Source organism: Salipiger thiooxidans, from assembly GCF_900102075.1.
GTDB classification, from domain to species: Bacteria; Pseudomonadota; Alphaproteobacteria; order Rhodobacterales; family Rhodobacteraceae; genus Salipiger; species Salipiger thiooxidans.
Genome location: NZ_FNAV01000002.1, coordinates 429,376 through 448,457 on the forward strand (window position 1 = coordinate 429,376; position 19,082 = coordinate 448,457).

The 19,082-nt window shown below is 68.8% G+C and carries 19 protein-coding genes and 1 tRNA gene; 8 read left to right on the forward strand and 12 right to left on the reverse strand.

Going from position 1 to position 19,082, the window contains the following annotated elements:
* Nucleotides 1-47 precede the first annotated feature (47 nt).
* Complete coding sequence (gene putA, locus BLQ77_RS04335) at nt 48-3,491, reverse strand: bifunctional proline dehydrogenase/L-glutamate gamma-semialdehyde dehydrogenase PutA (RefSeq protein ID WP_089955788.1); 3,444 nt, start codon at nt 3,489-3,491, stop codon at nt 48-50.
* A 106-nt stretch (nt 3,492-3,597) separates the two neighbouring features.
* Between putA and BLQ77_RS04340 the strand changes: the two genes are divergently transcribed.
* Nucleotides 3,598-4,083 carry an Lrp/AsnC family transcriptional regulator gene (locus tag BLQ77_RS04340; RefSeq protein ID WP_089955791.1) on the forward strand — a complete coding sequence of 162 codons (486 nt, stop codon included), beginning with the start codon at nt 3,598-3,600 and terminating at the stop codon, nt 4,081-4,083.
* 64 nt (nt 4,084-4,147) lie between these two features.
* A tRNA-Leu gene (locus tag BLQ77_RS04345) sits at nt 4,148-4,231 on the forward strand.
* Between the two features lie 357 nt (nt 4,232-4,588).
* On the opposite strand, the gene hisB is transcribed toward BLQ77_RS04345, so the two are convergent.
* On the reverse strand, nt 4,589-5,176 hold the full coding sequence (hisB, locus tag BLQ77_RS04350) for an imidazoleglycerol-phosphate dehydratase HisB (RefSeq protein ID WP_008885931.1): 588 nt from the start codon (nt 5,174-5,176) through the stop codon (nt 4,589-4,591).
* Between the two features lie 124 nt (nt 5,177-5,300).
* Between hisB and BLQ77_RS04355 the strand changes: the two genes are divergently transcribed.
* Nucleotides 5,301-5,540 carry an Lrp/AsnC ligand binding domain-containing protein gene (locus BLQ77_RS04355; RefSeq protein WP_089955794.1) on the forward strand — a complete coding sequence of 80 codons (240 nt, stop codon included), beginning with the start codon at nt 5,301-5,303 and terminating at the stop codon, nt 5,538-5,540.
* Nucleotides 5,541-5,988: 448 nt separating this feature from the next.
* Here BLQ77_RS04355 and BLQ77_RS04360 read toward each other — a convergent pair whose 3' ends face one another.
* From BLQ77_RS04360 to BLQ77_RS04380, 5 genes are all read right to left on the reverse strand, one after another.
* Nucleotides 5,989-6,588 (reverse strand): superoxide dismutase, encoded by a 600-nt coding sequence (locus BLQ77_RS04360; protein ID WP_008884510.1) that lies wholly within the window; start codon nt 6,586-6,588, stop codon nt 5,989-5,991.
* Between the two features lie 141 nt (nt 6,589-6,729).
* Nucleotides 6,730-7,320 carry a sarcosine oxidase subunit gamma gene (locus BLQ77_RS04365; protein ID WP_089955796.1) on the reverse strand — a complete coding sequence of 197 codons (591 nt, stop codon included), beginning with the start codon at nt 7,318-7,320 and terminating at the stop codon, nt 6,730-6,732.
* Nucleotides 7,313-10,351: a sarcosine oxidase subunit alpha family protein gene (locus BLQ77_RS04370; RefSeq protein ID WP_089955799.1), complete on the reverse strand. Its 3,039-nt coding sequence runs from the start codon at nt 10,349-10,351 to the stop codon at nt 7,313-7,315. Before BLQ77_RS04370 ends, BLQ77_RS04365 begins: the two co-directional genes overlap by 8 nt.
* 100 nt (nt 10,352-10,451) lie before the next feature.
* Nucleotides 10,452-10,775, reverse strand: a complete 324-nt coding sequence (locus tag BLQ77_RS04375; RefSeq protein ID WP_089955801.1) for a sarcosine oxidase subunit delta — start codon at nt 10,773-10,775, stop codon at nt 10,452-10,454.
* 99 nt (nt 10,776-10,874) lie between these two features.
* Nucleotides 10,875-11,168 carry a hypothetical protein gene (locus tag BLQ77_RS04380; RefSeq protein WP_110476874.1) on the reverse strand — a complete coding sequence of 98 codons (294 nt, stop codon included), beginning with the start codon at nt 11,166-11,168 and terminating at the stop codon, nt 10,875-10,877.
* A gap of 236 nt (nt 11,169-11,404) precedes the next feature.
* Between BLQ77_RS04380 and BLQ77_RS04385 the strand changes: the two genes are divergently transcribed.
* Entirely contained in the window at nt 11,405-11,809 is a 405-nt protein-coding gene (locus BLQ77_RS04385) for a GIY-YIG nuclease family protein (protein WP_008885068.1), read from the forward strand.
* A gap of 53 nt (nt 11,810-11,862) precedes the next feature.
* On the opposite strand, the gene BLQ77_RS04390 is transcribed toward BLQ77_RS04385, so the two are convergent.
* Nucleotides 11,863-13,107: a sarcosine oxidase subunit beta family protein gene (locus BLQ77_RS04390; protein ID WP_089955804.1), complete on the reverse strand. Its 1,245-nt coding sequence runs from the start codon at nt 13,105-13,107 to the stop codon at nt 11,863-11,865.
* Nucleotides 13,108-13,288: 181 nt separating this feature from the next.
* Here BLQ77_RS04390 and ccmI point away from each other — a divergent pair, with 181 nt between their 5' ends.
* From ccmI to BLQ77_RS04405, 3 genes are all read left to right on the forward strand, one after another.
* On the forward strand, nt 13,289-14,539 hold the full coding sequence (ccmI, locus tag BLQ77_RS04395) for a c-type cytochrome biogenesis protein CcmI (protein ID WP_089955807.1): 1,251 nt from the start codon (nt 13,289-13,291) through the stop codon (nt 14,537-14,539).
* 88 nt (nt 14,540-14,627) lie between these two features.
* Entirely contained in the window at nt 14,628-15,101 is a 474-nt protein-coding gene (gene ruvX / locus BLQ77_RS04400) for a Holliday junction resolvase RuvX (protein WP_089955809.1), read from the forward strand.
* Nucleotides 15,101-15,289 (forward strand): DUF1289 domain-containing protein, encoded by a 189-nt coding sequence (locus BLQ77_RS04405; RefSeq protein ID WP_008885464.1) that lies wholly within the window; start codon nt 15,101-15,103, stop codon nt 15,287-15,289. The genes ruvX and BLQ77_RS04405 overlap by 1 nt, the downstream gene beginning before the upstream one ends.
* Before the next feature lie 48 nt (nt 15,290-15,337).
* On the opposite strand, the gene BLQ77_RS04410 is transcribed toward BLQ77_RS04405, so the two are convergent.
* The 3 genes from BLQ77_RS04410 to dusA all read right to left on the reverse strand — a co-directional run bounded on the left by BLQ77_RS04410 (nt 15,338) and on the right by dusA (nt 17,463).
* Entirely contained in the window at nt 15,338-16,159 is an 822-nt protein-coding gene (locus BLQ77_RS04410; protein WP_089955811.1) for a sulfite exporter TauE/SafE family protein, read from the reverse strand.
* A 75-nt stretch (nt 16,160-16,234) separates the two neighbouring features.
* Entirely contained in the window at nt 16,235-16,405 is a 171-nt protein-coding gene (locus BLQ77_RS28115; RefSeq protein ID WP_242661628.1) for a hypothetical protein, read from the reverse strand.
* A gap of 77 nt (nt 16,406-16,482) precedes the next feature.
* Complete coding sequence (gene dusA, locus BLQ77_RS04415; RefSeq protein WP_375360195.1) at nt 16,483-17,463, reverse strand: tRNA dihydrouridine(20/20a) synthase DusA; 981 nt, start codon at nt 17,461-17,463, stop codon at nt 16,483-16,485.
* A 147-nt stretch (nt 17,464-17,610) separates the two neighbouring features.
* On the opposite strand from dusA, the gene BLQ77_RS04420 reads away from it, so the two are divergent.
* Nucleotides 17,611-18,681 carry a site-specific integrase gene (locus BLQ77_RS04420; RefSeq protein ID WP_165617022.1) on the forward strand — a complete coding sequence of 357 codons (1,071 nt, stop codon included), beginning with the start codon at nt 17,611-17,613 and terminating at the stop codon, nt 18,679-18,681.
* Nucleotides 18,682-18,723: 42 nt separating this feature from the next.
* Here BLQ77_RS04420 and BLQ77_RS29020 read toward each other — a convergent pair.
* On the reverse strand, nt 18,724-19,082 hold a 359-nt coding region (locus tag BLQ77_RS29020; RefSeq protein ID WP_207545813.1), incomplete at its 5' end, for a hypothetical protein.

Consider the following 19,082-nt stretch of genomic DNA (forward strand, 5'->3'; position numbering starts at 1 on the left):
CCGCGTCAAGCGCGGTGGGCGCGGCACCGGGCCGCGCCCCGCGAGGCTCACATGTTGCCGCCCAGAAGCGCCGCGTTGCCGCCCGAGGCGGTGGTGTCGATGCAGACGTGGCGTTCGGCCCGGGCGTGGCCGCGGTCGGGCTTGCCGGTGACCAGCGTCAGGATCGGACCGTCGCGCCGCGCGAGTGCCTGCCGGTAGGCGCGGCCGTTGGCTTCGTCGCCCCACCAGATCGCCGCCGAGAAGCCCTCGACCTCGGCCAGCGCCTCGGGCGGCACCTTGCCGTGCGAGACCACCGCGACCCCGCCCAGCTTGCGGATGGCCTCGGCCTGCGCCGCGGCACAGTCCGAGCCCGGCCCGAGGCAGAGCACCGGCGGCCTCGCGAAGCTGGTGTACTGGTTGGCCTCCCCCGTCGGCCCCGGCAGCTCGGCGGTCGTGGGCGCCGGCGCATGTCCCGCCGCGTAGAGTGCCGAGGTGAGCCGCTCGGCGATGTCGCGGGTCGACCAGTTGCCCACCGGCCCCGCATGGGCGTGACGGCGGAAACGGTCGCAGTAGAGCGGCCCGCCGGCCTTGGGACCGGTGCCCGAGAGCCCCTCGCCGCCGAAGGGCTGGCTACCCACGATGGCGCCGATCTGGTTGCGGTTGACGTAGATGTTGCCCGCCTCGACGCGCTCGGTCACGTACTGCACCCGGTCGTCGATGCGGGTCTGCAGGCCGAAGGTCAGCCCGTAGCCGGTCTCGTTGATGGCGTCGATCACGCTGTCGAGCTCATCGGCCTTGAAGGTGGCGAGGTGCAGCACGGGCCCGAAGATCTCGCGCTCCATCTCGGCGATGCCGTTGACCTTCAGGATCGCCGGGCCGATGAAATGGCCCTCGGCGGGCACCTCGCGCTCGGCGATGACACGCCCCTCGGCGCGGGCGGCGGCGACATAGGCGGCGATGGCTTCCCGAGCTTCCGCATCGATCACCGGGCCCACGTCGGTCGCCAGATCCCACGGCTGGCCGAGTGTCAGCGCCTCCATGGCACCGATCAGCATCTCGGTCACGTGCGGGGCGATGTCCTCCTGCAGGTACAGGCAGCGCAGCGCCGAGCAGCGCTGGCCCGCCGACTGGAAGGCCGATTCCACCACCGCGCGCACCGCCTGTTCCGGCAGCGCCGTGCTGTCGACGATCATGGCGTTGAGCCCGCCGGTCTCGGCGATGAAGGGCGTGCCGGGCGCGAGGTGCTCGGCGATGGACCGGTGGATGATCTGCGCGGTCTCGGTCGAGCCGGTGAAGGCCACCCCGGCCACCACAGGGGTCGAGGTCAGCGCCGCACCCACGTCGCCCTCCCCCGGCAGAAGCTGCAGCGCGCTCGCCGGCACCCCGGCCTCGTGCAGGAGCTGCACCGCGCGCCAGGCGATAAGCGAGGTCTGCTCGGCCGGTTTCGCCAGCACGCCGTTGCCCGCCGCCAGCGCCGCGGCGATCTGGCCGGTGAAGATGGCGAGCGGGAAGTTCCACGGCGAGATGCAGGCGAAGATGCCCTGGGGTGCCGCCTGCGCGGCGCCCTTGTCGGCGCTGCGGGCGGCGTAGTAGCGCAGGAAGTCCACCGCCTCGCGCAGTTCGGCCACGGCGTCCATCTGGGTCTTGCCCGCCTCTCGGTGCAGCAGCGCGAAGAGCTCGCCGTAATGCGCCTCGTAGAGGTCGGCCGCCTTGGTCAGCACTTCGGCGCGCGTGGCCGCGGGCGTGTCCCAGACCTGCGCCGCCCCGGCAGCGGCGGCAACGGTCGCGGCGGTGGCACGGGTGACCTCGCCCACGATGTCCGAGGGGTCGGCCGGGTTCGCCACCGGCACCGCGGCACCGGCCTCGGCCTCTGCGGCGACCAGCGGGCCCGCCTGCCAGCGCTGCGACCGGAACGGCATGCGCGCGGCGTCGATCGCGGCCAGCGTCGGGCGATGGGTCAGGTCGAATCCCCTGGAGTTCTCGCGCTCGGGCCGGAACAGCGCCGGGCCGCGCGCCAGCGGGCGCCGGTCGCTCGCTTCGAAGGGATCGGTGGCCACCGTCTCGGGCGGCACGCTCTCGTCGACGATCTGGTTCACGAAGGACGAGTTGGCGCCGTTCTCGAGCAGGCGGCGCACGAGATAGGCCAGCAGGTCGCGATGCGCGCCCACGGGCGCGTAGATCCGGCAACGCGTGCCTGCGTCCTTGTGCACGATGCCGTGCAGGGTCTCGCCCATGCCGTGCAGGCGCTGGAACTCGAAGGCGTCGGTGTCGGTCGCCATGTGCAGCACGGCGGCCACGGTGTGGGCGTTGTGCGTGGCGAACTGCGGGTAGATGCGGTCGGTCATGCCCAGCAGCTTGCGGGCGTTGGCGATGTAGGAAACGTCGCTGTGCGGCTTCGAGGTGAAGACCGGGAAGCCGTCGAGCCCCATGACCTGCGCGCGCTTGATCTCGGTGTCCCAGTAGGCGCCCTTGACCAGCCGCACCATGATGCGCCGGTCATGCGCCTCGGCCAGCGCATAGAGCCAGTCGAGCGTTTCGGAGGCGCGCAGCCCGTAGGCCTGCACCACCACGCCGAACCCGTCCCAGCCGCCCAGCGACGGCGCGGCGAAGGCCGCCCCGATGACGTCGAGCGACAGCGACAGGCGGTCGGCCTCCTCGGCGTCGATGTTGAGCCCGATGCCCGCCGCCTTGGCCTCTTCGCAGAGCTGCTGCAGGCGCGGCACCAGCACTTCCATGACGCTGTCCCTCTGCGCCTCCTCGTAGCGCGGGAACAGCGCCGAGAGCTTGACCGAGATGCCCGGATTGTCGCGGATGTCGCGCGCCTTGGCGGCCTTGGCGATGGCGGTGATGGCCTTGGAATAGGCGTCGAGGTAGCGCAGCGCGTCGGCCTCGGTGCGGGCAGCCTCGCCCAGCATGTCGTAGCTGTAGGTGTAGCCCTTGGCCTCCATGGCGCTGCCGCGCTTCATCGCCTTCTCGATGGTCTCGCCCAGCACGAACTGCGCGCCCATCTCCTTCATGGCGCGTCCCACGGCGGTGCGGATCACCGGCTCGCCGAGGCGTTTCATGGCGCTGCGCAGGTGGCCGGCGGGCCCGGGCCGTGCGGCCGGGTCGAGCACCTTGCCGGTCAGCATCAACGCCCAGGTCGAGGCGTTGACCAGCGGCGAGGACGAGCGGCCCATGTGCCGCCCCCAGTCGGACGGCGCGATCTTGTCCTCGATCAGCGCGTCGATGGTCTCGGCATCCGGCACCCGCAGCAGCGCCTCTGCGAGGCACATCAGCGCGATGCCCTCGTCGGTCGAGAGGCCATACTCGGCGAGGAAGACCTCCATCAGCCCGGGCTTGGTGCTGGCGCGGATGCCGCGCACCAGCTGCGCCGCCCGCGCCGAGATGGCGCTCCGGTCCTCGGGCGACAGCGCGGCCTGCTCGCGCAAGCGCGCAACGGTCGCGTCCTCGTCCGCGTACATGTTCTGATCGATGAGCTGACGAAGGTCGGGGGCGATGTCTCGCGGCATGCAATCTCTCCGGTGATTTTCCCCATCATACAGTGGCGTTCGCAGTCTGTTTGACTTATTACTGCGAAATGACAGACTGAATCGTCTGAAAAACCGAGGAAACGCAATGCAAGCCGAGCACGAAGGCTACGACCGCTTCGACCGGGCGATTCTGACCACGCTGGCGGCCGAGGGCCGGGTCTCGATCACCGAGCTTGCGCGCCGGATCGGCCTGTCGAAAAGCCCCACGCAGGCGCGTCTGCGCCGGCTCGAGGAGCTGGGCGTCATCCGTGGCTACCGGGCGATCCTCGACCCGATCCGGCTGGGGCTCGACCACGTGGCCTTCGTCGAAGTGCGCATGTTCGACACCCGCGAGAGCTCGCTGGCCGAGTTCAACAACGCCGTCGCCGCCATCCCCGAAATCGAGCAGGTGCACCTGATCGCCGGCAACTTCGACTACCTTCTTAAGGTGCGCACCGCCGACATGCGCGACTACCGGCGGGTGCTGGCCGAGAAGATCTCGACCTTGCCGCATGTCTCGACGACCTCGACCTACGTCGCGATGCAGGCGGTCAAGGAAGACGGCATCGCGCAACCGCCGGGCACCGCCTGAGCTACCGCGACAGGCACCGCCGGCTCTGGTCAACCGCGCGGAATTCCGGCAAGACAGGGACCGGGCCCGCGTGGTGGAATGGTAGACACAGGGGACTTAAAATCCCTAGCCGTATGGCGTGCCGGTTCGAGTCCGGCCGCGGGTACCACTTAGGACGCCCCGTCGGGTGTCCGCTGCCTTCATTGACAGATCCTGTGAGCCCGCCCATCGCCCTGACGGAGGCTGCGCAGGTTCCCCCACTCCGCCACGCAACGTGGGTCGGGCCGTGCCTTCGTCGCCCATGAACATGACCGACGGGTCGTTAGCGTCGTCGGAAGCCATGCGGCACCGCGGTGCCGCGTTCGCGCGGTCACGCATGCGGACGGCGCTGTGGGTCGGCGAGAATACCGAGCCTACGACGGAGACCCCGGCGCCGGTCTGCGAGGGCAGCAGGTCGCGCCGGGCGGTCACCGCCGCCCGCCGATCAGGACCCGGACGCCCTCGAAAGGACGTCCGGAACCCTCGCTCAGAGCATGCCTTTGGTCGAGGGGATCGCGTCGCCCTTGCGGGGATCGGGTTCCACCGCCTCGCGCAGCGCGCGGGCAACGGCCTTGAAGGCGGCCTCGGCGATGTGGTGCGAGTTGACGCCGTGCAGCTGGTCCACGTGCAGCGTGATACCGCCGTGGGTCGAAAGCGCCTGGAAGAATTCGCGCACCAGCTCGGTGTCGAAGCTGCCGATCTTCTCGGTCGGCAGGTCCACGTTCCAGATCAGGAAGGGCCGCGCCGACAGGTCCAGCGCCGCACGCACCAGCGAGTCGTCCATCGGCAGCAGGCACGCACCGTAGCGGCGGATGCCCCGCTTGTCGCCGAGCGCCTGCACCAGCGCCTGCCCCAAAGCGATGCCGGTGTCCTCGACCGTGTGGTGGTCGTCGATGTGGTAGTCGCCCTTGGCCCGGATCGTCATGTCGATGAGCGAATGCCGCGACAGCTGGTCGAGCATGTGGTCGAAGAACCCCACCCCGGTCTGGTTGTCGTAGCTGCCCGTCCCATCGAGGTCGATGCTGACCTCGATCTCGGTTTCGGCGGTCTTGCGGGCGATGCTGGCCTTGCGCATGGGCTCACTCCTCGGCTGTGGCGCCGCTTATAGGCAAGGCCGCAGGGGCCGCCAAGCAGGCACCGCGCGTCTCTTGTGCGGGCGTGTCGTCTGTGCCAGCTTGCCGCCCAACAAGGAGACCGCCATGACCACCTGCGTATTCGTCCAGATCCGTTGCAAACCGGGCACCACCTACAAGGTCGCCGAGGACATTGCGCTGCGCGAGATCCACTCCGAGCTTTATTCGACCTCGGGCGAATGGGACCTGCTGGTCAAGCTCTACATCCCCGATGACCGCGACATCGGCCATTACATCAACGAGAACCTCGCCGACGTGGCGGGGATCGAGCGGACCCTCACGACGCTGACCTTCAAGGCGTTCTGAGGCGGCTTTTCCGGGCGTTTGCGCCCGGGTGACGCGCCACTGCGGGGAACACGGAAGACGTCCTTTGCGCCCTCCCCGGACCACCCGGATGCACAGCTCGCTCGGGCGGCCTCGTGCGGCGCAAGGCGCGCCCGGATGCGCTGCGGCACGAGACGCGCGCCCGTCAAGGATCAGGGCGCGACCGGCCGTGAGGACCAGATCCCGGTTGGGGCAAGCCGGCCCCAAGCGCACCCGCGGATCCGGACCGGAACGAAACGCTGGCGCGGGGTGATGCGCTTGTGAACGGTCTGCCGCCCCGGCCAGAGGACAGGAGTCGCCTGCCCCTCCCCGGTCGTTCCCCGCAGCGCGGCCCTCCCCACCGAATTGGACCGGCAAAAACGTCCGCGCAAAGCAAAAACCCCGCGCCACGGCGCGGGGTTCTCGTGTCTCTCGGGACGTCGGGCGCGGATCACATGCGCGAGGCGACGTTTTCCCAGTTGACCAGGTTGTCGAGGAAGTTGGCCAGGTAGGCCGGGCGCTTGTTGCGGAAGTCGATGTAGTAGGAGTGCTCCCACACGTCGCAGCCGAGCAGCGCGGTCTGGCCGAAGCAGAGCGGGTTCACGCCGTTCTCGGTCTTGGTGATCTTGAGGCCACCGTCGGTGTCCTTGACCAGCCACGCCCAGCCCGAGCCGAACTGGCCGGCGCCGGCAGCGGAGAAGTCTTCCTTGAACTTCTCGACCGAGCCGAAGCTCTCTTTCAGGGCCGCTTCCAGCTCGGAGGGCATGGCGTTGTCGCCGGCACCCATCATTTCCCAGAACTGGGCGTGGTTCCAATGCTGGGAGGCGTTGTTGAAGAGCCCCGACTGCGCCACGGCACCGGCGTCGTAGGTGCCCTTGACGATCTCTTCCAGCGACTTGTCAGCCCACTCGGTCCCGTCGATCAGCTTGTTCAGCGTGGTGACGTAGGCGTTGTGGTGCAGGTCGTGGTGATACTCCAGCGTCTCCTTGGACATGCCCTTGGAGGCGAGAGCGTCGTGGGCGTAGGGAAGATCGGGAAGTTCGAAAGCCATTGGTGCATCCTCTGGTCTTGAGTGAATTCGTAAGCCATTCCTAGACCTGCACAGGGTGAGGTCAAGGAGTGTCATGGTTTAAACGTGCCACTCCGCGCGATGTTCCGCCCCCGCGTCAACTTGCGGGGCCGGCAGCGGCGATCACGCCTCGTGGAAGCCGACCTCCCCGCCCGGGGCGGCGGCGGTCGTGAGCACCCGGAAAGCGTAGTCTCCCACCGAGCGGAACACGAAGACCTGCGCCTCTTCCGGGCCGCGGAGCCAGTAGCCTGCCGCCACCTGCGCGAGGTGTGAGCGGCGCACCTCGCCCGGGGCGAAGGCGCCGGGGGCCATGTCGGTCGGCGAGAGCTTGGCGAGCACGTCGCGCAGGTGCGGGCCGGTGACGCGGAACTGGGCGCGCGCGTCCGAGACGTCGGTGGCGGCGAAGTGCTGCCCCGCGAGCGCCGCGTTCAGCTGCGCAAGGGTCTCGGTCGCCGCCTCGTAGGGCAGCAGGAACAGCAGCTCGTCGCGCGACATCCAGAGCAGCGCCCGGTCGCCGGACTCCGCGGCCCCGAGCGGGTCGGGAAAGCCCGTGCCGGTGATGCCGCAGACCGCGTCGCGGAAGCCGTCGGAGAAATCCCCGCGCAGGGAAATCTGGCCCTGCGGCGGCAGCGCCTCGACCCGCAGAAGGCCCTCGCTCAGCGCGCCCGCCATGGGGGCGGAGGGCTCTGTCTGGGAGGTGATCACGTCACACATTCTGTTTCTCCCCTTCCGGATCGTAGAACACCGGGCTGACGATGCGCGCGGCGATGGTGGTCAGCTCGTCGCGGGTCTCGTCCTGATCCTCGGCGGTGAACTGCAGCACCTCGCCCATGCGGTCGGGGCCGTGCTTCACCAGCCCCATGGCGATGCCCTTGCGCAGCGTCGGCGAATGGTAGGTCGAGGTCACCCGGCCCTCGGCATTGCGCTGGCCGTTGGCATTGCGTCCCGGGGCGACCGCGTAGGCGCCGTCGGGCAGCACCGAGCCGTCGAGCGTCTCGAGCCCCACGAGCTGCCAGCGGTCGCCGCGCGCCATGTCGATGCGCTCCTGCGCGCGCTTGCCGAGGAAGTCCTCCTTCTTCTTCGAGATCGCCCAGTGCAGCCCGAGATCCTGCGGGATCACCGTGCCGTCGCTCTCGTCGCCGATCATGATGAAGCCCTTCTCGGCCCGCATCACGTGCAGCGCCTCGGTGCCGTAGGGGGTCATGTTCCACTCGCGCCCGGCCTCGATCACCCGGTTCCAGAACGCCCGTCCGCGGTTCGCGGGGATGGCGATCTCGTAGGAGAGCTCGCCCGAGAACGAGATCCGGTAGACCCGCACCGGCGTGTCCGCCAGCGTGCCCTCGGCCCAGGTCATGAAGGGCAGCGTCTCCTTCGAGACATCCATGCCGCCGAGCTTTTCCAGCAGCTTGCGGGCATTGGGGCCAACGACCGCGACCTGCGCGTATTGCTCGGTGAGGTTGGCGGTGTAGACCTTCCAGTCCCACCACTCGCACTGCAGCCAGTCTTCCATGTGGGCATGCACGTGGTCGGCGCCGCCCGAGGTGGTGTGGCAGAGCCAGCTGTCCTCGGAGAGGCGCACCACGACGCCGTCGTCCATCAGGAAGCCGTTCTCGTTGCACATGAGCCCGTAGCGGCATTTGCCGACCGGCAGGGTCGACATCATGTTGGTGTACATCATGTCGAGGAAGCGGCCCGCGTCGGGCCCCTTCACGAGGATCTTGCCCAGCGTCGAGGCGTCGAGCACGCCGAGGCTCGCGCGGGTGGCGTTGATCTCGCGCTCCACCGCCTTGTGCTTGCTCTCGCCCGGCTTCGGGTAGCAGTAGGGCCGGCGCCACTGTCCGACCGGCTCCCACACGGCGTGGTTGGCCTCGTGCCACTCGTGCATCGGCGTGCGGCGCAGCGGCTGGAAGATCTCGCCCCGCGCCTCGCCCGCGATCGCGCCGAAGCTGATCGGCGTGTAAGGCGGGCGGAAGGTGGTGGTGCCCACCTGCGGGATCGGCGTGCCGAGCGCGTCCGAAAGGACCGCGAGCCCGTTGATGTTCGAGAGCTTGCCCTGATCGGTCGCCATGCCGAGCGTGGTGTAGCGCTTGGTGTGCTCGACACTCTCGTAACCCTCGCGGGCGGCGAGCTGCACGTCCGAGACCTTCACGTCGTTCTGGTAGTCGAGGAAGGCCTTCATGCGCAGGTCGGCGCTGGCGCCCTGCGGCATCAGCCAGACCGGGGCGAGCGGCGCCTCGGGGGCGGCCTCGGCGCTCGGGGCCTCGGTCTCGTCGACGTCATGGCCCAGAGCCCCGGCCGCCGCCTTGCCCGCACCATCGGCGCAGGCCAGCGCCGCCTGCAGCGTCAGGTGGCCGTTGGCGGCGCCGGCGACACTCATGAAGGGCTTGCCGTCGGCGCCCGAGGGCGCGCGGGCAGGGTCGGGGCGGAAGAAGGCGCCCTTCTCGTCCCAGGCGAGCTTGCCGCCGCAGTGGGACCAGAGGTGCACCACCGGCGACCAGCCGCCGGACATCGCCACCGCGTCGCAGGGGATTTCCTCGAGCATGGCGCCCTGCCCGTTCTGCATGCAGGTCGCGACCCCGGTCACCCGTTTGCCGCCCAGCACCCTGGCGATGCCACGGCCGGGCTCCACGCGGATGCCGAGCGCGCGCGCCTCCTCCATCAGCGCGCCGCCCCCCATGGGCCGCGCGTCGAGGATCACCGGCACTTCGAGCCCCGCCTGCTTGAGCGTGATCGCGGTGCGGTAGGCGTCGTCGTTGTTGGTGACCACCACGGTGCGGTCGCCGGGGGTCACACCCCAGTTCACCACGTAATCGCGCACCGCCGAGGCCAGCATGACGCCCGGAATGTCGTTGCCGGCAAAGCTCAGCGGCCGCTCGATGGCGCCGGTGGCGGCAAGGATCTGCTTCGCGCGGATCCGCCACAGCCGGTGCCGTGGCCCCTCGGCACCCGGTCGGTGATCGGTGAGACGCTCGTAGCCCAGCGCGTAGGCGTGATCGTAGATCCCCGCCCCCATGCAGCGCAGCCGCAGCCGCACGTTGGGCATGGCCTCAAGCTCGGCTACGGTCTGCGCCACCCATGCCTCGGGGTCGTGCCCGTCGATGCTGCCGCCGTCGACCGGCGTGCGGCCGCCCCAATGCGCGCTCTGCTCGAGCAGCAGCACCTGCGCGCCGGCACGCGCGGCGGATTTCGCCGCCTGCAGGCCGGCAACGCCGCCGCCGATCACCAGCAGATCGACATGGGCGTGGAAATGCTCGTAGCGGTCGGCATCGCGCACCTCGGGGTGGGGCGCCTTGCCGAGACCCGCGGACTGGCGGATCACCGGCTCGTAGACGTGTTTCCAGAACGCGCGCGGCCAGAGGAAGGTCTTGTAGTAGAAGCCCGCCGGCAGGAAGCGCGAAAGCTTGGCGTTGACGCCGCCCACGTCGAAGTCGAGCGAGGGCCAGTGGTTCTGGCTGTCCGCCACCAGCCCGTCGAAGAGCTCGGTCGTGGTGACGCGCTGGTCCGGCTCGAAGCGGGCGCCCTCGCCCAGCCCCACCAGCGCATTGGGTTCCTCGGCGCCCGAGGCCACCACGCCGCGCGGCCGGTGGTACTTGAAGCTGCGCCCCATCAGCATCTGGTCATTCGCCAGAAGCGCAGAGGCCAGCGTGTCCCCCGCGTAGCCGGTGAAGCGCTTGCCGTTGAAGGTGAAACCGAACTGCTTGCTGCGGTCGGTGAAGCGGCCGCCTCTGGCGAGTCTCGTGCTCATGCCCAGCCTTTCGTCATGTCATTGGCGGGGGTCGGGGCGCTCTGGCCCCATGCGCGCCGCGGCGCGCTGTCCCCGGGAATATTCTCAGCCGGAAGCCGCATCAGGCGCCCTGCCCCCAGTCGGGATGGCGCGCGGCGATGCGGTCGCGGATCTCCTGCGGCGGAGCATGGGTCTGGGCGGCATAGGTGCCGTAGACCTCCATCGTCACGCTGTCGCGCGCCGCAAGGAACCACTTGCCGCAGCCATAGGCATGGCGCCAGCGTTCGAGCACGACGCCCTTGGGGTTCTCGCGGGTGAAGAGATAGGTCTCGAAGGCCGCATCGTCGCTGCCCGGCCCCTCGCGTTTGAGGTGGGCCTCGCCTCCGGGCGCCAGTTCGATCTCGGCGGCGTCGATGCCGCAGCAGGGACAGTGAAGGATCAGCAAGGGGCACCTCCGTCGAGGGTCGTGAAACGCAGGAACCCGGTCACCGCGATGAGAGACGCGGCGCCGGGTTCCGGGGTGGTCGGGTCTGTCGGTCGGGCGTTACTGGCCGTCGGTCGCCGATTCAGCAGCACCTTCGACGGCGTCGGCCGCGCCTTCAATGGCCTGGCCGGCGTCCTGGGCTGCGTCGCCCGCGCCTTCGATGGTGACGTTGACGTCGCCGCTGGTGTCCGCGGTGCCACCGGTGTCTCCGCCGAAGACGATATACGCCAGGACGGCCACGACGACGACGAGGATGCCGACGATGAAGGCAATGCCCGCGTTGCCGCCGGACTTGGTCGTTGTGGTGGTCGTAGTGGTGTTGTTGCGCGCCGGATCAGTGGTGGGGTCGGACATGGAAAGGCTCCCGTACATGTGATGTCTGCAGGGAGAACGCCGGTTTTCACGCTCCTGTTCCGTACTCCGGGCGCCACTTCGGCAGGATTTTGCCGGAGCGACCGCGCAATTTTCCGGCAAACACGAAAGTGAGGCGGTTTTCTCTTCGTCGCCGGGACGTCGTTAACCGTCGGACCGCGATCGGTCCCTACCTTGGCCGGGAGGCAACGAGAAAAGGCAGAGACATGAGCAGGCTGATGACCCTCACACTGACGAGCCACCGCGGGCGCGACTATCCCGTCGAGCTCTTCACCCCCGACACGGCCTTCACCGACACCGGGGCGGTCTACCTGTTCCTGCGCATGCCCGAGGGGCGCTCGCTGCAGGCGCAGGTGCTCTACGTGGGCGAGAGCGACCGGATGGCAAGCCAGCTCGGACACGACCGCCGCCCGGGCGGCCCGTGGGAGCGGGCGCTGGCGCTCGGCTTCGACACCGTGGGCGGGCTGCCGCTCGCACGCCCCGAAGACCGCGCGCTGATCGCGCGCGAGTTCATTCACAGCTGGAACCCGCCCTGCAACGACGGCCACGGCACGCTGTCCGGGCTCGTCGGCCTGACGGCACCCTCGGCCTTCCAGCTCCGCCGCGCCATGGTCGGCAAGTAGGCGCCCGGCGCGCCGGTTCCACACCGGCGCCCACATCTGCGCCGCAGGGGCGCTCAATGCGCCACCCCTGCCGCCACGCTCTCGTCGATGAAACGGCCCTCGCGGAAGCGGTTCAGACCGAATGCCTCGGTGAGCGGCGAGTGGCCCTTGGCCATCAGCTCGGCAAAGCCCCATCCCGATCCCGGGATCGCCTTGAACCCGCCGGTGCCCCAGCCGCAGTTGATGAAGCAACCCTCGAGCGGCGTGGTCGACAGGATCGGCGAGCGGTCGCCCGTCACGTCCACGATCCCCGCCCACTGCCGCAGCATCTTGAGCCGCGAGATCATCGGGAAGGTCTCGACCAGCGCGCGCACCGTCTCCTCGACATGCTGGAAGCTCCCGCGCTGCGCATAGTTGATGTAGCCGTCGGTGCCGCCGCCGATCACCATCTCGCCCTTGTCGGACTGGCTCATGTAGCCGTGCACCGTGTTGGCCATCACCACCACGTCCATGCAGGGCTTGATCGGCTCCGACACCAGCGCCTGAAGCGCCACCGACTCGAGCGGCAGCCGGAAGCCCGCCTTCTCGGCCATGACGCCGGAATGTCCCGCCACCACGATGCCCAGCTTGCCGCAGCGGATCTCGCCCAGCGAGGTCTCGACCCCGGTGACCTTGCCCGCCTCCTGGCGCACCGCGGTCACCTCGCAGTTCTGCAGGATATCCATGCCCATGTCCGAGCAGGCGCGCGCGTAGCCCCAAGCCACCGCATCGTGACGCGCCGTGCCGCCGCGCGGCTGCCAGAGCGCGCCCAGCACCGGGTAGCGCGGGCCGTCGATGTTCATGATCGGGCACAGCCGCTTGACCTCGCGCGGCGAGATCATCTCGGTGTCGATGCCCTGCAACCGATTGGCGTGCACGGTGCGCTGGTAGCCGCGCAGCTCGTGCTCGGTCTGCGCCAGCATCATCACCCCGCGCGGGCTGAACATCACGTTGTAGTTCAGATCCTGGCTCAGCCCCTCGTAGAGCGAGCGCGCCTTCTCGTAGAGCGCCGCCGAGGGATCCTGCAGGTAGTTCGACCGGATGATGGTGGTGTTGCGGCCGGTGTTGCCGCCGCCGAGCCAGCCCTTCTCGAGGATCGCGACATTGGTGATGCCGAAATTCTTCCCGAGGTAATAGGCCGTGGCAAGCCCGTGGCCGCCGGCCCCGACGATCACCACGTCGTACTGCGCCCGTGGCGTCGGCTTGCCCCAGGCGCGCCCCCATCCGGTGTGGTCGCGGGCCGCCTCTCGGGCGATGGCAAATGCGGAGTAACGTTTCATCTTGCCTCGAATCCGGGACGGGACCTGTCCGCCTCCGGCCTGACCTCAGCACGACCGCCCCGAGACCGCAACCGTCACGACCGCCCCGGCGCACCGCCCCCGGACGATGCGCCGCGCATGGCGGGGCTTTTTTCCGCGGCTCTCCGCCTATACATGGGGCGGGAAACCGGACGGAGTGGACATGACGGTCTTCTGGATCATCGCGGGGGCGACGGCGCTCCTCGTTGCGGCGCTGCTGGTGGCGGCGCTTCTGCGCGGACGGCGCGAAACCGGGCCCGCCGAGGCCTGGGACCTGCAGGTCTACCGCGACCAGCTGCGCGAGATCGAGCGCGACGCCGCCCGCGGCGCCATCGCCCCGGACGAGGCCGAACGGCTCAAGACCGAAGTCTCGCGCCGCATCCTCGCCGCCGATGCGAAGATGCACGGCGGCAAGCCCGCGGCCCCCCGCGCCTCCGGCCCCGCCATGGTCATGGGCGCGCTGATCGTTCTGGTGCTGCTCGGCGGCGGCATGGGGCTCTACTGGCAGCTCGGCGCGCCGGGCTACGGCGACCTGACGCTGCAGCACCGCATCGCCGCCGCGCGCGAGCTGCGCGCCAACCGCCCCAGCCAGGCCGAGGCCGAGGCGCAGCTGCCCGCCACCGCGCCGGTCGATGCCCCCGAGGATTACCTCGCGCTGGTGACCCGGCTGCGCGAGGCGGTGCGCACGCGCCCCGACGACATCCAGGGCCACGTGCTGCTGGCCCGTTCCGAGGCCGCGCTCGGCAATTACGCCGCCGCCTATGACGCGCAGCGCCGGCTGATCGAGCTCAAGGGCGAAAGCGCCACTGCGGGCGACTACGCCGATCTCGCCGACATGCTGGTGCTGGCCGCCGGCGGCTACGTCTCGCCCGAGGCCGAGACGGTCCTCGACGAGGTCATGGCCCGCGATCCGCAGAACGGCGTCGGCCGCTACTACGGCGGGCTCATGATGGCGCAGACCGGCCGCCCCGACACCGCCTTCCGGCTCTGGGACCGGCTGCTGCGCAACAGCCCCGCCGATGCCCCCTGGGTGGCACCGATCCGCGCCCAGATCGGCGACGTTGCGCTCGCCGCCGGGGTCAACGACTACCAGCTCCCCGACGCGGCCCCCGCGCAAACCCAGCCCCCCGCCCTCGCCGGCCCCACCGCCGGCGACGTCGAGGCCGCGTCCGAGCTTTCCGGCACCGACCGCCAGCAGATGATCGAGGGCATGGTCGACCGGCTCGGCGAACGGCTCGCGACCCAGGGCGGCAGCCCCGAGGAATGGTCCCAGCTGCTGGGCGCGCTCGGCGTGCTCGGCCGCACCGACCAGGCGGCCGAGATCTGGCGCGAGGCCCAGACCATCTTTGCCGGCAACCCGCAGGCGCTCGACACCGTGCGTCAGGGGGCGGCCCGCGCCGGAGTGGCAGAATGACCTCCCGTGCTTCATCTTGCCAGGTAAACTCCGGGGGAGTCGCGCAGCGACGGGGGCAGAGCCCCCTCCGGCGCCGGAGGACCGCGCGATGATCCACGAACAGATCGAGGAGTTCGCCGCCACCCTGCCGCCGATGCGCGCGCTCGCCGGGCTCGACCTCGGCACCAAGACCATCGGCGTGGCGCTCTCCGACCGGCTGCTCACCGTGGCAACGCCGCTCGAGACGGTGAAGCGCAAGAAGTTCACCCAGGACGCCGCCCGCCTCGTCGAGATCCTGCGCCAGCGCGAGATCGCCGGCGTGGTGCTCGGCCTGCCGCGCAACATGGACGGCTCCGAGGGCCCGCGCTGCCAGTCGACCCGCGCCTTCGCCCGCAACTTCAGCCAGCTCTGGGACGGGCCGATCACCTTCTGGGACGAGCGCCTCTCCACCGTCGCCGCCGAACGCGCATTGCTCGAGGCCGACACCTCGCGTCGCAAGCGCGCCGAGCTTATCGACCACGTGGCCGCCTCCTACATCCTGCAGGGCGTGCTCGACCGGCTGCGCAACCTGAGATCCGCCTGATGAGTCAAGCGCCCGGCGCCATCGAAAGCCCCTGCACCGGCGTCTGCACCATCGCGCCCGCGGCCCGGATCTGCCGCGGCTGCCTGCGCAGCATCGACGAGATCACGCAATGGGCGCGGCTGACGCCGCAGGCCCGGCGCGAGATCATGCGCGACCTGCCCGCCCGCGCCCCGCTGCTCGACGACTGAAGCGCGACGACTGGCCTGCCGAAAACCGGCCCAGACCCCGTCCGCCGGTCAGAAGAACGACTTGCGCAGCATGTTGGCGGCCACCACGAGGATGAACACGGCGAAAGTGCGCCGCAGGGTGCGTTCCTCGACCGCATGCGCCAGCCGCGCGCCCAGCGGCGCCGTGATCAGCGTCATCGAGATGGCGACGACGAAGGCGCCGAGGTTCACCGCCCCCAGCGTCAGCGGCGGCCGCACCGCCTCGGGGATCTCGACAAAGAAGAAGGCCAGCACCGAGGGCAGCGCGATCGACAGTCCGAAGCCCGCCGCTGTGGCAACGGCGCGGTGCATCGGCACCGAGCAGAGCGTCATCAGCGGCACCGCGAAGCTGCCGCCACCGATCCCCATGAGCACCGACAGGAACCCGATCCCCGAGGCGATGAGCTCGCGCAGCCCCGCCCCCGGCATCCGGTCCGACAGCCGCCAGCTGCGCCGGCCGAAGGCGAAGTAGAGCCCGATGACGATGGCCACGCATCCGAAGAGCGCCTGCAGGAAGGCCGAGTCCAGCCGCGACACGGTCAGCACCCCCACCAGCGCACCCAACGCGATGCCCGGCGCCCAGCGTTTCAGGATCTGCCAGTCGACCGCACCCTTGCGGTTGTGCGCCGCCACCGAGCGGATCGAGGTGACGATGATGGTCGCCAGCGACGTGGCGAGGCAGACCTGCATGAGCTGCGGGCTGCCGTAGCCGAGCGTCTCGAAGGTGAAGAGGAAGGAGGGCACCAGCAGGATGCCGCCGCCCACCCCGAGCAGCCCCGCAATGAGCCCGGCAAAGGCGCTGGACGCAACGAGCAGCCCCACGAGAGGCAGGAGAGTCGGAAGTTCGGGCAACGTGGAAGCCTTCCAGCTGGTATACCGGCCGCTTAGACCCCTGCCCGTCCGGCTGCAAGCCCCCCCGGGGCCGGGTCAGGCCACTTCGATCCGCCCGCGCGCGGCCTTGACGCCCTCCGGTCCGGCACAGCCCCGCGCCGCGTGCTCGGAGAGCACCCGCCGCCAGCCGCGCGCGCTGGGGCGTCCGGCGGAGAGGCCCAGCAGGTGCCGCGTCACCTGGTGCCGCTTGCCGCCATCGCCCCTCAACGAGGTCTGGCGCGGAACCGTCCCGCGCCCGGCCCAACCGAAAGCCTCGGCCGCAGGCCAGACGCCCGGGCTGAAGCTCAGGCGGCGACCTCGATCCGCTCGAGCGCCGCCTCGACGACCTCGGGGCCGGCACCGTCCCGCGTCGCCCGTTCGGAGAGCACCCGCCGCCAGCCGCGCGCGCCGGGGCGTCCGGCGAATAGGCCCAGCATGTGCCGCGTCACCTGGTGCAGCTTGCCGCCGTCGCTCAGGTGGCGCTCGATATAGGGCAGCATGGCGCGGGCGATCTCCTCGGGCGACGGCGTCTCGCGTTCCTCGCCCCAGATCCGCGCGTCCGCTTCGGCGAGGATGTCCCACGGCTGGTGATAGGCAGCGCGCCCCACCATGACGCCGTCGAGCCCCTCGTCGAGCAGCTTCTCCACCGTCCCGAGGCTCTCGACGCCGCCGTTCAGCGACACGTGGAGGTCGGGAAACGCTGCCTTCATCTCGTGCACGATCGCGTAGTCGAGAGGCGGGATCTCGCGGTTTTCCTTGGGGCTCAGCCCCTGCAGCCATGCCTTGCGGGCATGGATCGCGATCCGCCGGCATCCGGCCCCGCGCATCTTGTCGATGAACGCGGGCAGCACCTCGCGAGGCTCCTGGTCGTCAACGCCGATCCGGCACTTGACCGTGACCTCGACCGCGGTCGCTTCCTGCATGGCCGCAACGCAATCGGCCACCAGCTCCGGCCTCTTCATCAGAACCGCCCCGAAGGTTCCTGACTGCACCCGGTCCGAGGGGCAGCCGCAGTTGAGATCGATCTGATCATACCCCGCCGCCCCGCCGAGCTTGGCCGCCTGCGCGAGCTCGTCCGGATCCGAGCCGCCGAGCTGCAGCGCCACCGGGTGCTCCTCGGGGTTGAAGTCGAGCAGATGCACCGCCCCGCCCCGCACCAGCGCCGGAGCCGTGACCATCTCGGTATAGAGCAACGCATTGCGCGACAGCAGCCTGTGCAGGTAGCGGCAATGTCGGTCGGTCCAATCCATCATGGGGGCAATGCACAGGCGGGGGGCCGTTGATATGTCTTTTTTTTCAGTTTTATCAAACACTTATCTTCGCCTCGCCTTCGTCTCGTTCCGGCCTGCTCTAAACCAAATACACCGATTTCGACGCCGGACTTGGTACAATGTACCAAATAGGATTCCCATGTTCCAAGTCAGGAGGTCATCATGGGCTCGATCAGTATACGCAAGCGAAAGGATGGCAGCAGCGGCTACCTTGCGCGCGTGCGAGTGATGCGAGAAGGAACCTCCTATCATGAGACGAAGACATTTGACAGACGCCCTGCGGCCACCGCTTGGATAGAGAAACGTGAGAAAGAGCTTGCAAACCCTGGTGCGTTGGAAGGCCTGAACGTCTCCGACCCTCCGCTGTCCAAAGCGATCGAGCGCTACACCGAAGAGGCCGAAAAGGAAATCGGTCGCACAAGGGCGCAGGTTCTCAGGACCATCGCGACCTACCCAATCGCCGATCTGCCCTGCTCCACCATCAAGTCGAAGGATATCATCGAGTTTCTTCAGTCACTGTCCGGGCAACCGCAAACCGTCGGGAACTACGCGAGCCACCTCGCCTCCATATTCGCCATAGCTCGACCGATGTGGGACTTCCGACTGGATGACCGAGAGATGAGAGACGCGATCACCGTCGCGCGCCGCATGGGGATCATCTCGCGTTCCGCGCAGCGGAACCGAAGGCCCACCCTCGATGAACTCGACCGACTACTGGCTCATTTCATTGATCGGCGTCAGAGAACGCCTCAGGCCATGCCCATGCACAAGGTGATCGTGCTCGCTCTCTTCTCGACGCGCCGACAGGCAGAGATCACCCGACTCACCTGGGACGATTTCCAGAAGGAACACAAACGCGTTCTGGTCCGTGACATGAAGCATCCCGGCGAGAAGCTGGGAAACGATACCTGGGTCGATCTGCCCGAGGAAGCCATTCGGATCATCGACAGCATGCGCAAGAGCAAGGCCGAGATCTTCCCCTACTCCCCGGACGCAATCACGGCCAACTTCACCCGCGCTTGCAAGCTGCTCGGGATCGAAGATCTGCACTTCCACGATCTGCGCCACGAAGGCATTTCGCGGCTGTTTGAAATGGGCTGGAACATTCCTCATGTCGCGGCCATCAGCGGACACAGGTCTTGGGTTAGCTTGAAACGCTATACGCACATCCGGGAAACAGGCGACAAATATGCAAACTGGCCGGGAATACAGCTCGCAATCGGCAACACGTGATGCGCCAGTACGTCAATCTCATCGAAAAGACCCGCGCATCACTCAAGGTTTTCCAATTAGAAGCATCAACTTTCGCGACCATTGAGTGCTGAGATGAAGGCAAGTTAGCGATGTGCCGCCCACCTGATTGACAGCGTATTCATACATTAACTTTCGCTGGTAGCGCTCCTTTAGCGAAACCCACTGCAATATGAATGTTTGCGGATCGAGCGCGCCCAGCATCGAGCGAGCCAATCGCGGGCGAGCTTCAAGACGCACGCGCCGCTCGAATCCGATGATCCTTAAGAATTGCGGCTTCCCAACACTGCAACCAAGGGCTGCCTTAGCCTGCAGAGGTTTGCCAGATCCTACAAGACGGCGACGATGACAGAAGAGCAGCGGACCACATCTTAACTGTCGAC

Coding starts and splice junctions, on each gene's coding strand:
- BLQ77_RS04380 (WP_110476874.1), bottom strand. CDS start 11,168: ATGTCCGACCCCACCACTGATCCGGCGCGCAACAACACCACTACGACC.
- BLQ77_RS04365 (WP_089955796.1), bottom strand. CDS start 7,320: ATGTGTGACGTGATCACCTCCCAGACAGAGCCCTCCGCCCCCATGGCG.
- BLQ77_RS04385 (WP_008885068.1), top strand. CDS start 11,405: ATGACCCTCACACTGACGAGCCACCGCGGGCGCGACTATCCCGTCGAG.
- BLQ77_RS04405 (WP_008885464.1), top strand. CDS start 15,101: ATGAGTCAAGCGCCCGGCGCCATCGAAAGCCCCTGCACCGGCGTCTGC.
- hisB (WP_008885931.1), bottom strand. CDS start 5,176: ATGCGCAAGGCCAGCATCGCCCGCAAGACCGCCGAAACCGAGATCGAG.
- BLQ77_RS04420 (WP_165617022.1), top strand. CDS start 17,611: ATGGGCTCGATCAGTATACGCAAGCGAAAGGATGGCAGCAGCGGCTAC.
- putA (WP_089955788.1), bottom strand. CDS start 3,491: ATGCCGCGAGACATCGCCCCCGACCTTCGTCAGCTCATCGATCAGAAC.
- BLQ77_RS04340 (WP_089955791.1), top strand. CDS start 3,598: ATGCAAGCCGAGCACGAAGGCTACGACCGCTTCGACCGGGCGATTCTG.
- ccmI (WP_089955807.1), top strand. CDS start 13,289: ATGACGGTCTTCTGGATCATCGCGGGGGCGACGGCGCTCCTCGTTGCG.
- BLQ77_RS04370 (WP_089955799.1), bottom strand. CDS start 10,351: ATGAGCACGAGACTCGCCAGAGGCGGCCGCTTCACCGACCGCAGCAAG.
- BLQ77_RS04355 (WP_089955794.1), top strand. CDS start 5,301: ATGACCACCTGCGTATTCGTCCAGATCCGTTGCAAACCGGGCACCACC.
- BLQ77_RS04360 (WP_008884510.1), bottom strand. CDS start 6,588: ATGGCTTTCGAACTTCCCGATCTTCCCTACGCCCACGACGCTCTCGCC.
- BLQ77_RS04390 (WP_089955804.1), bottom strand. CDS start 13,107: ATGAAACGTTACTCCGCATTTGCCATCGCCCGAGAGGCGGCCCGCGAC.
- ruvX (WP_089955809.1), top strand. CDS start 14,628: ATGATCCACGAACAGATCGAGGAGTTCGCCGCCACCCTGCCGCCGATG.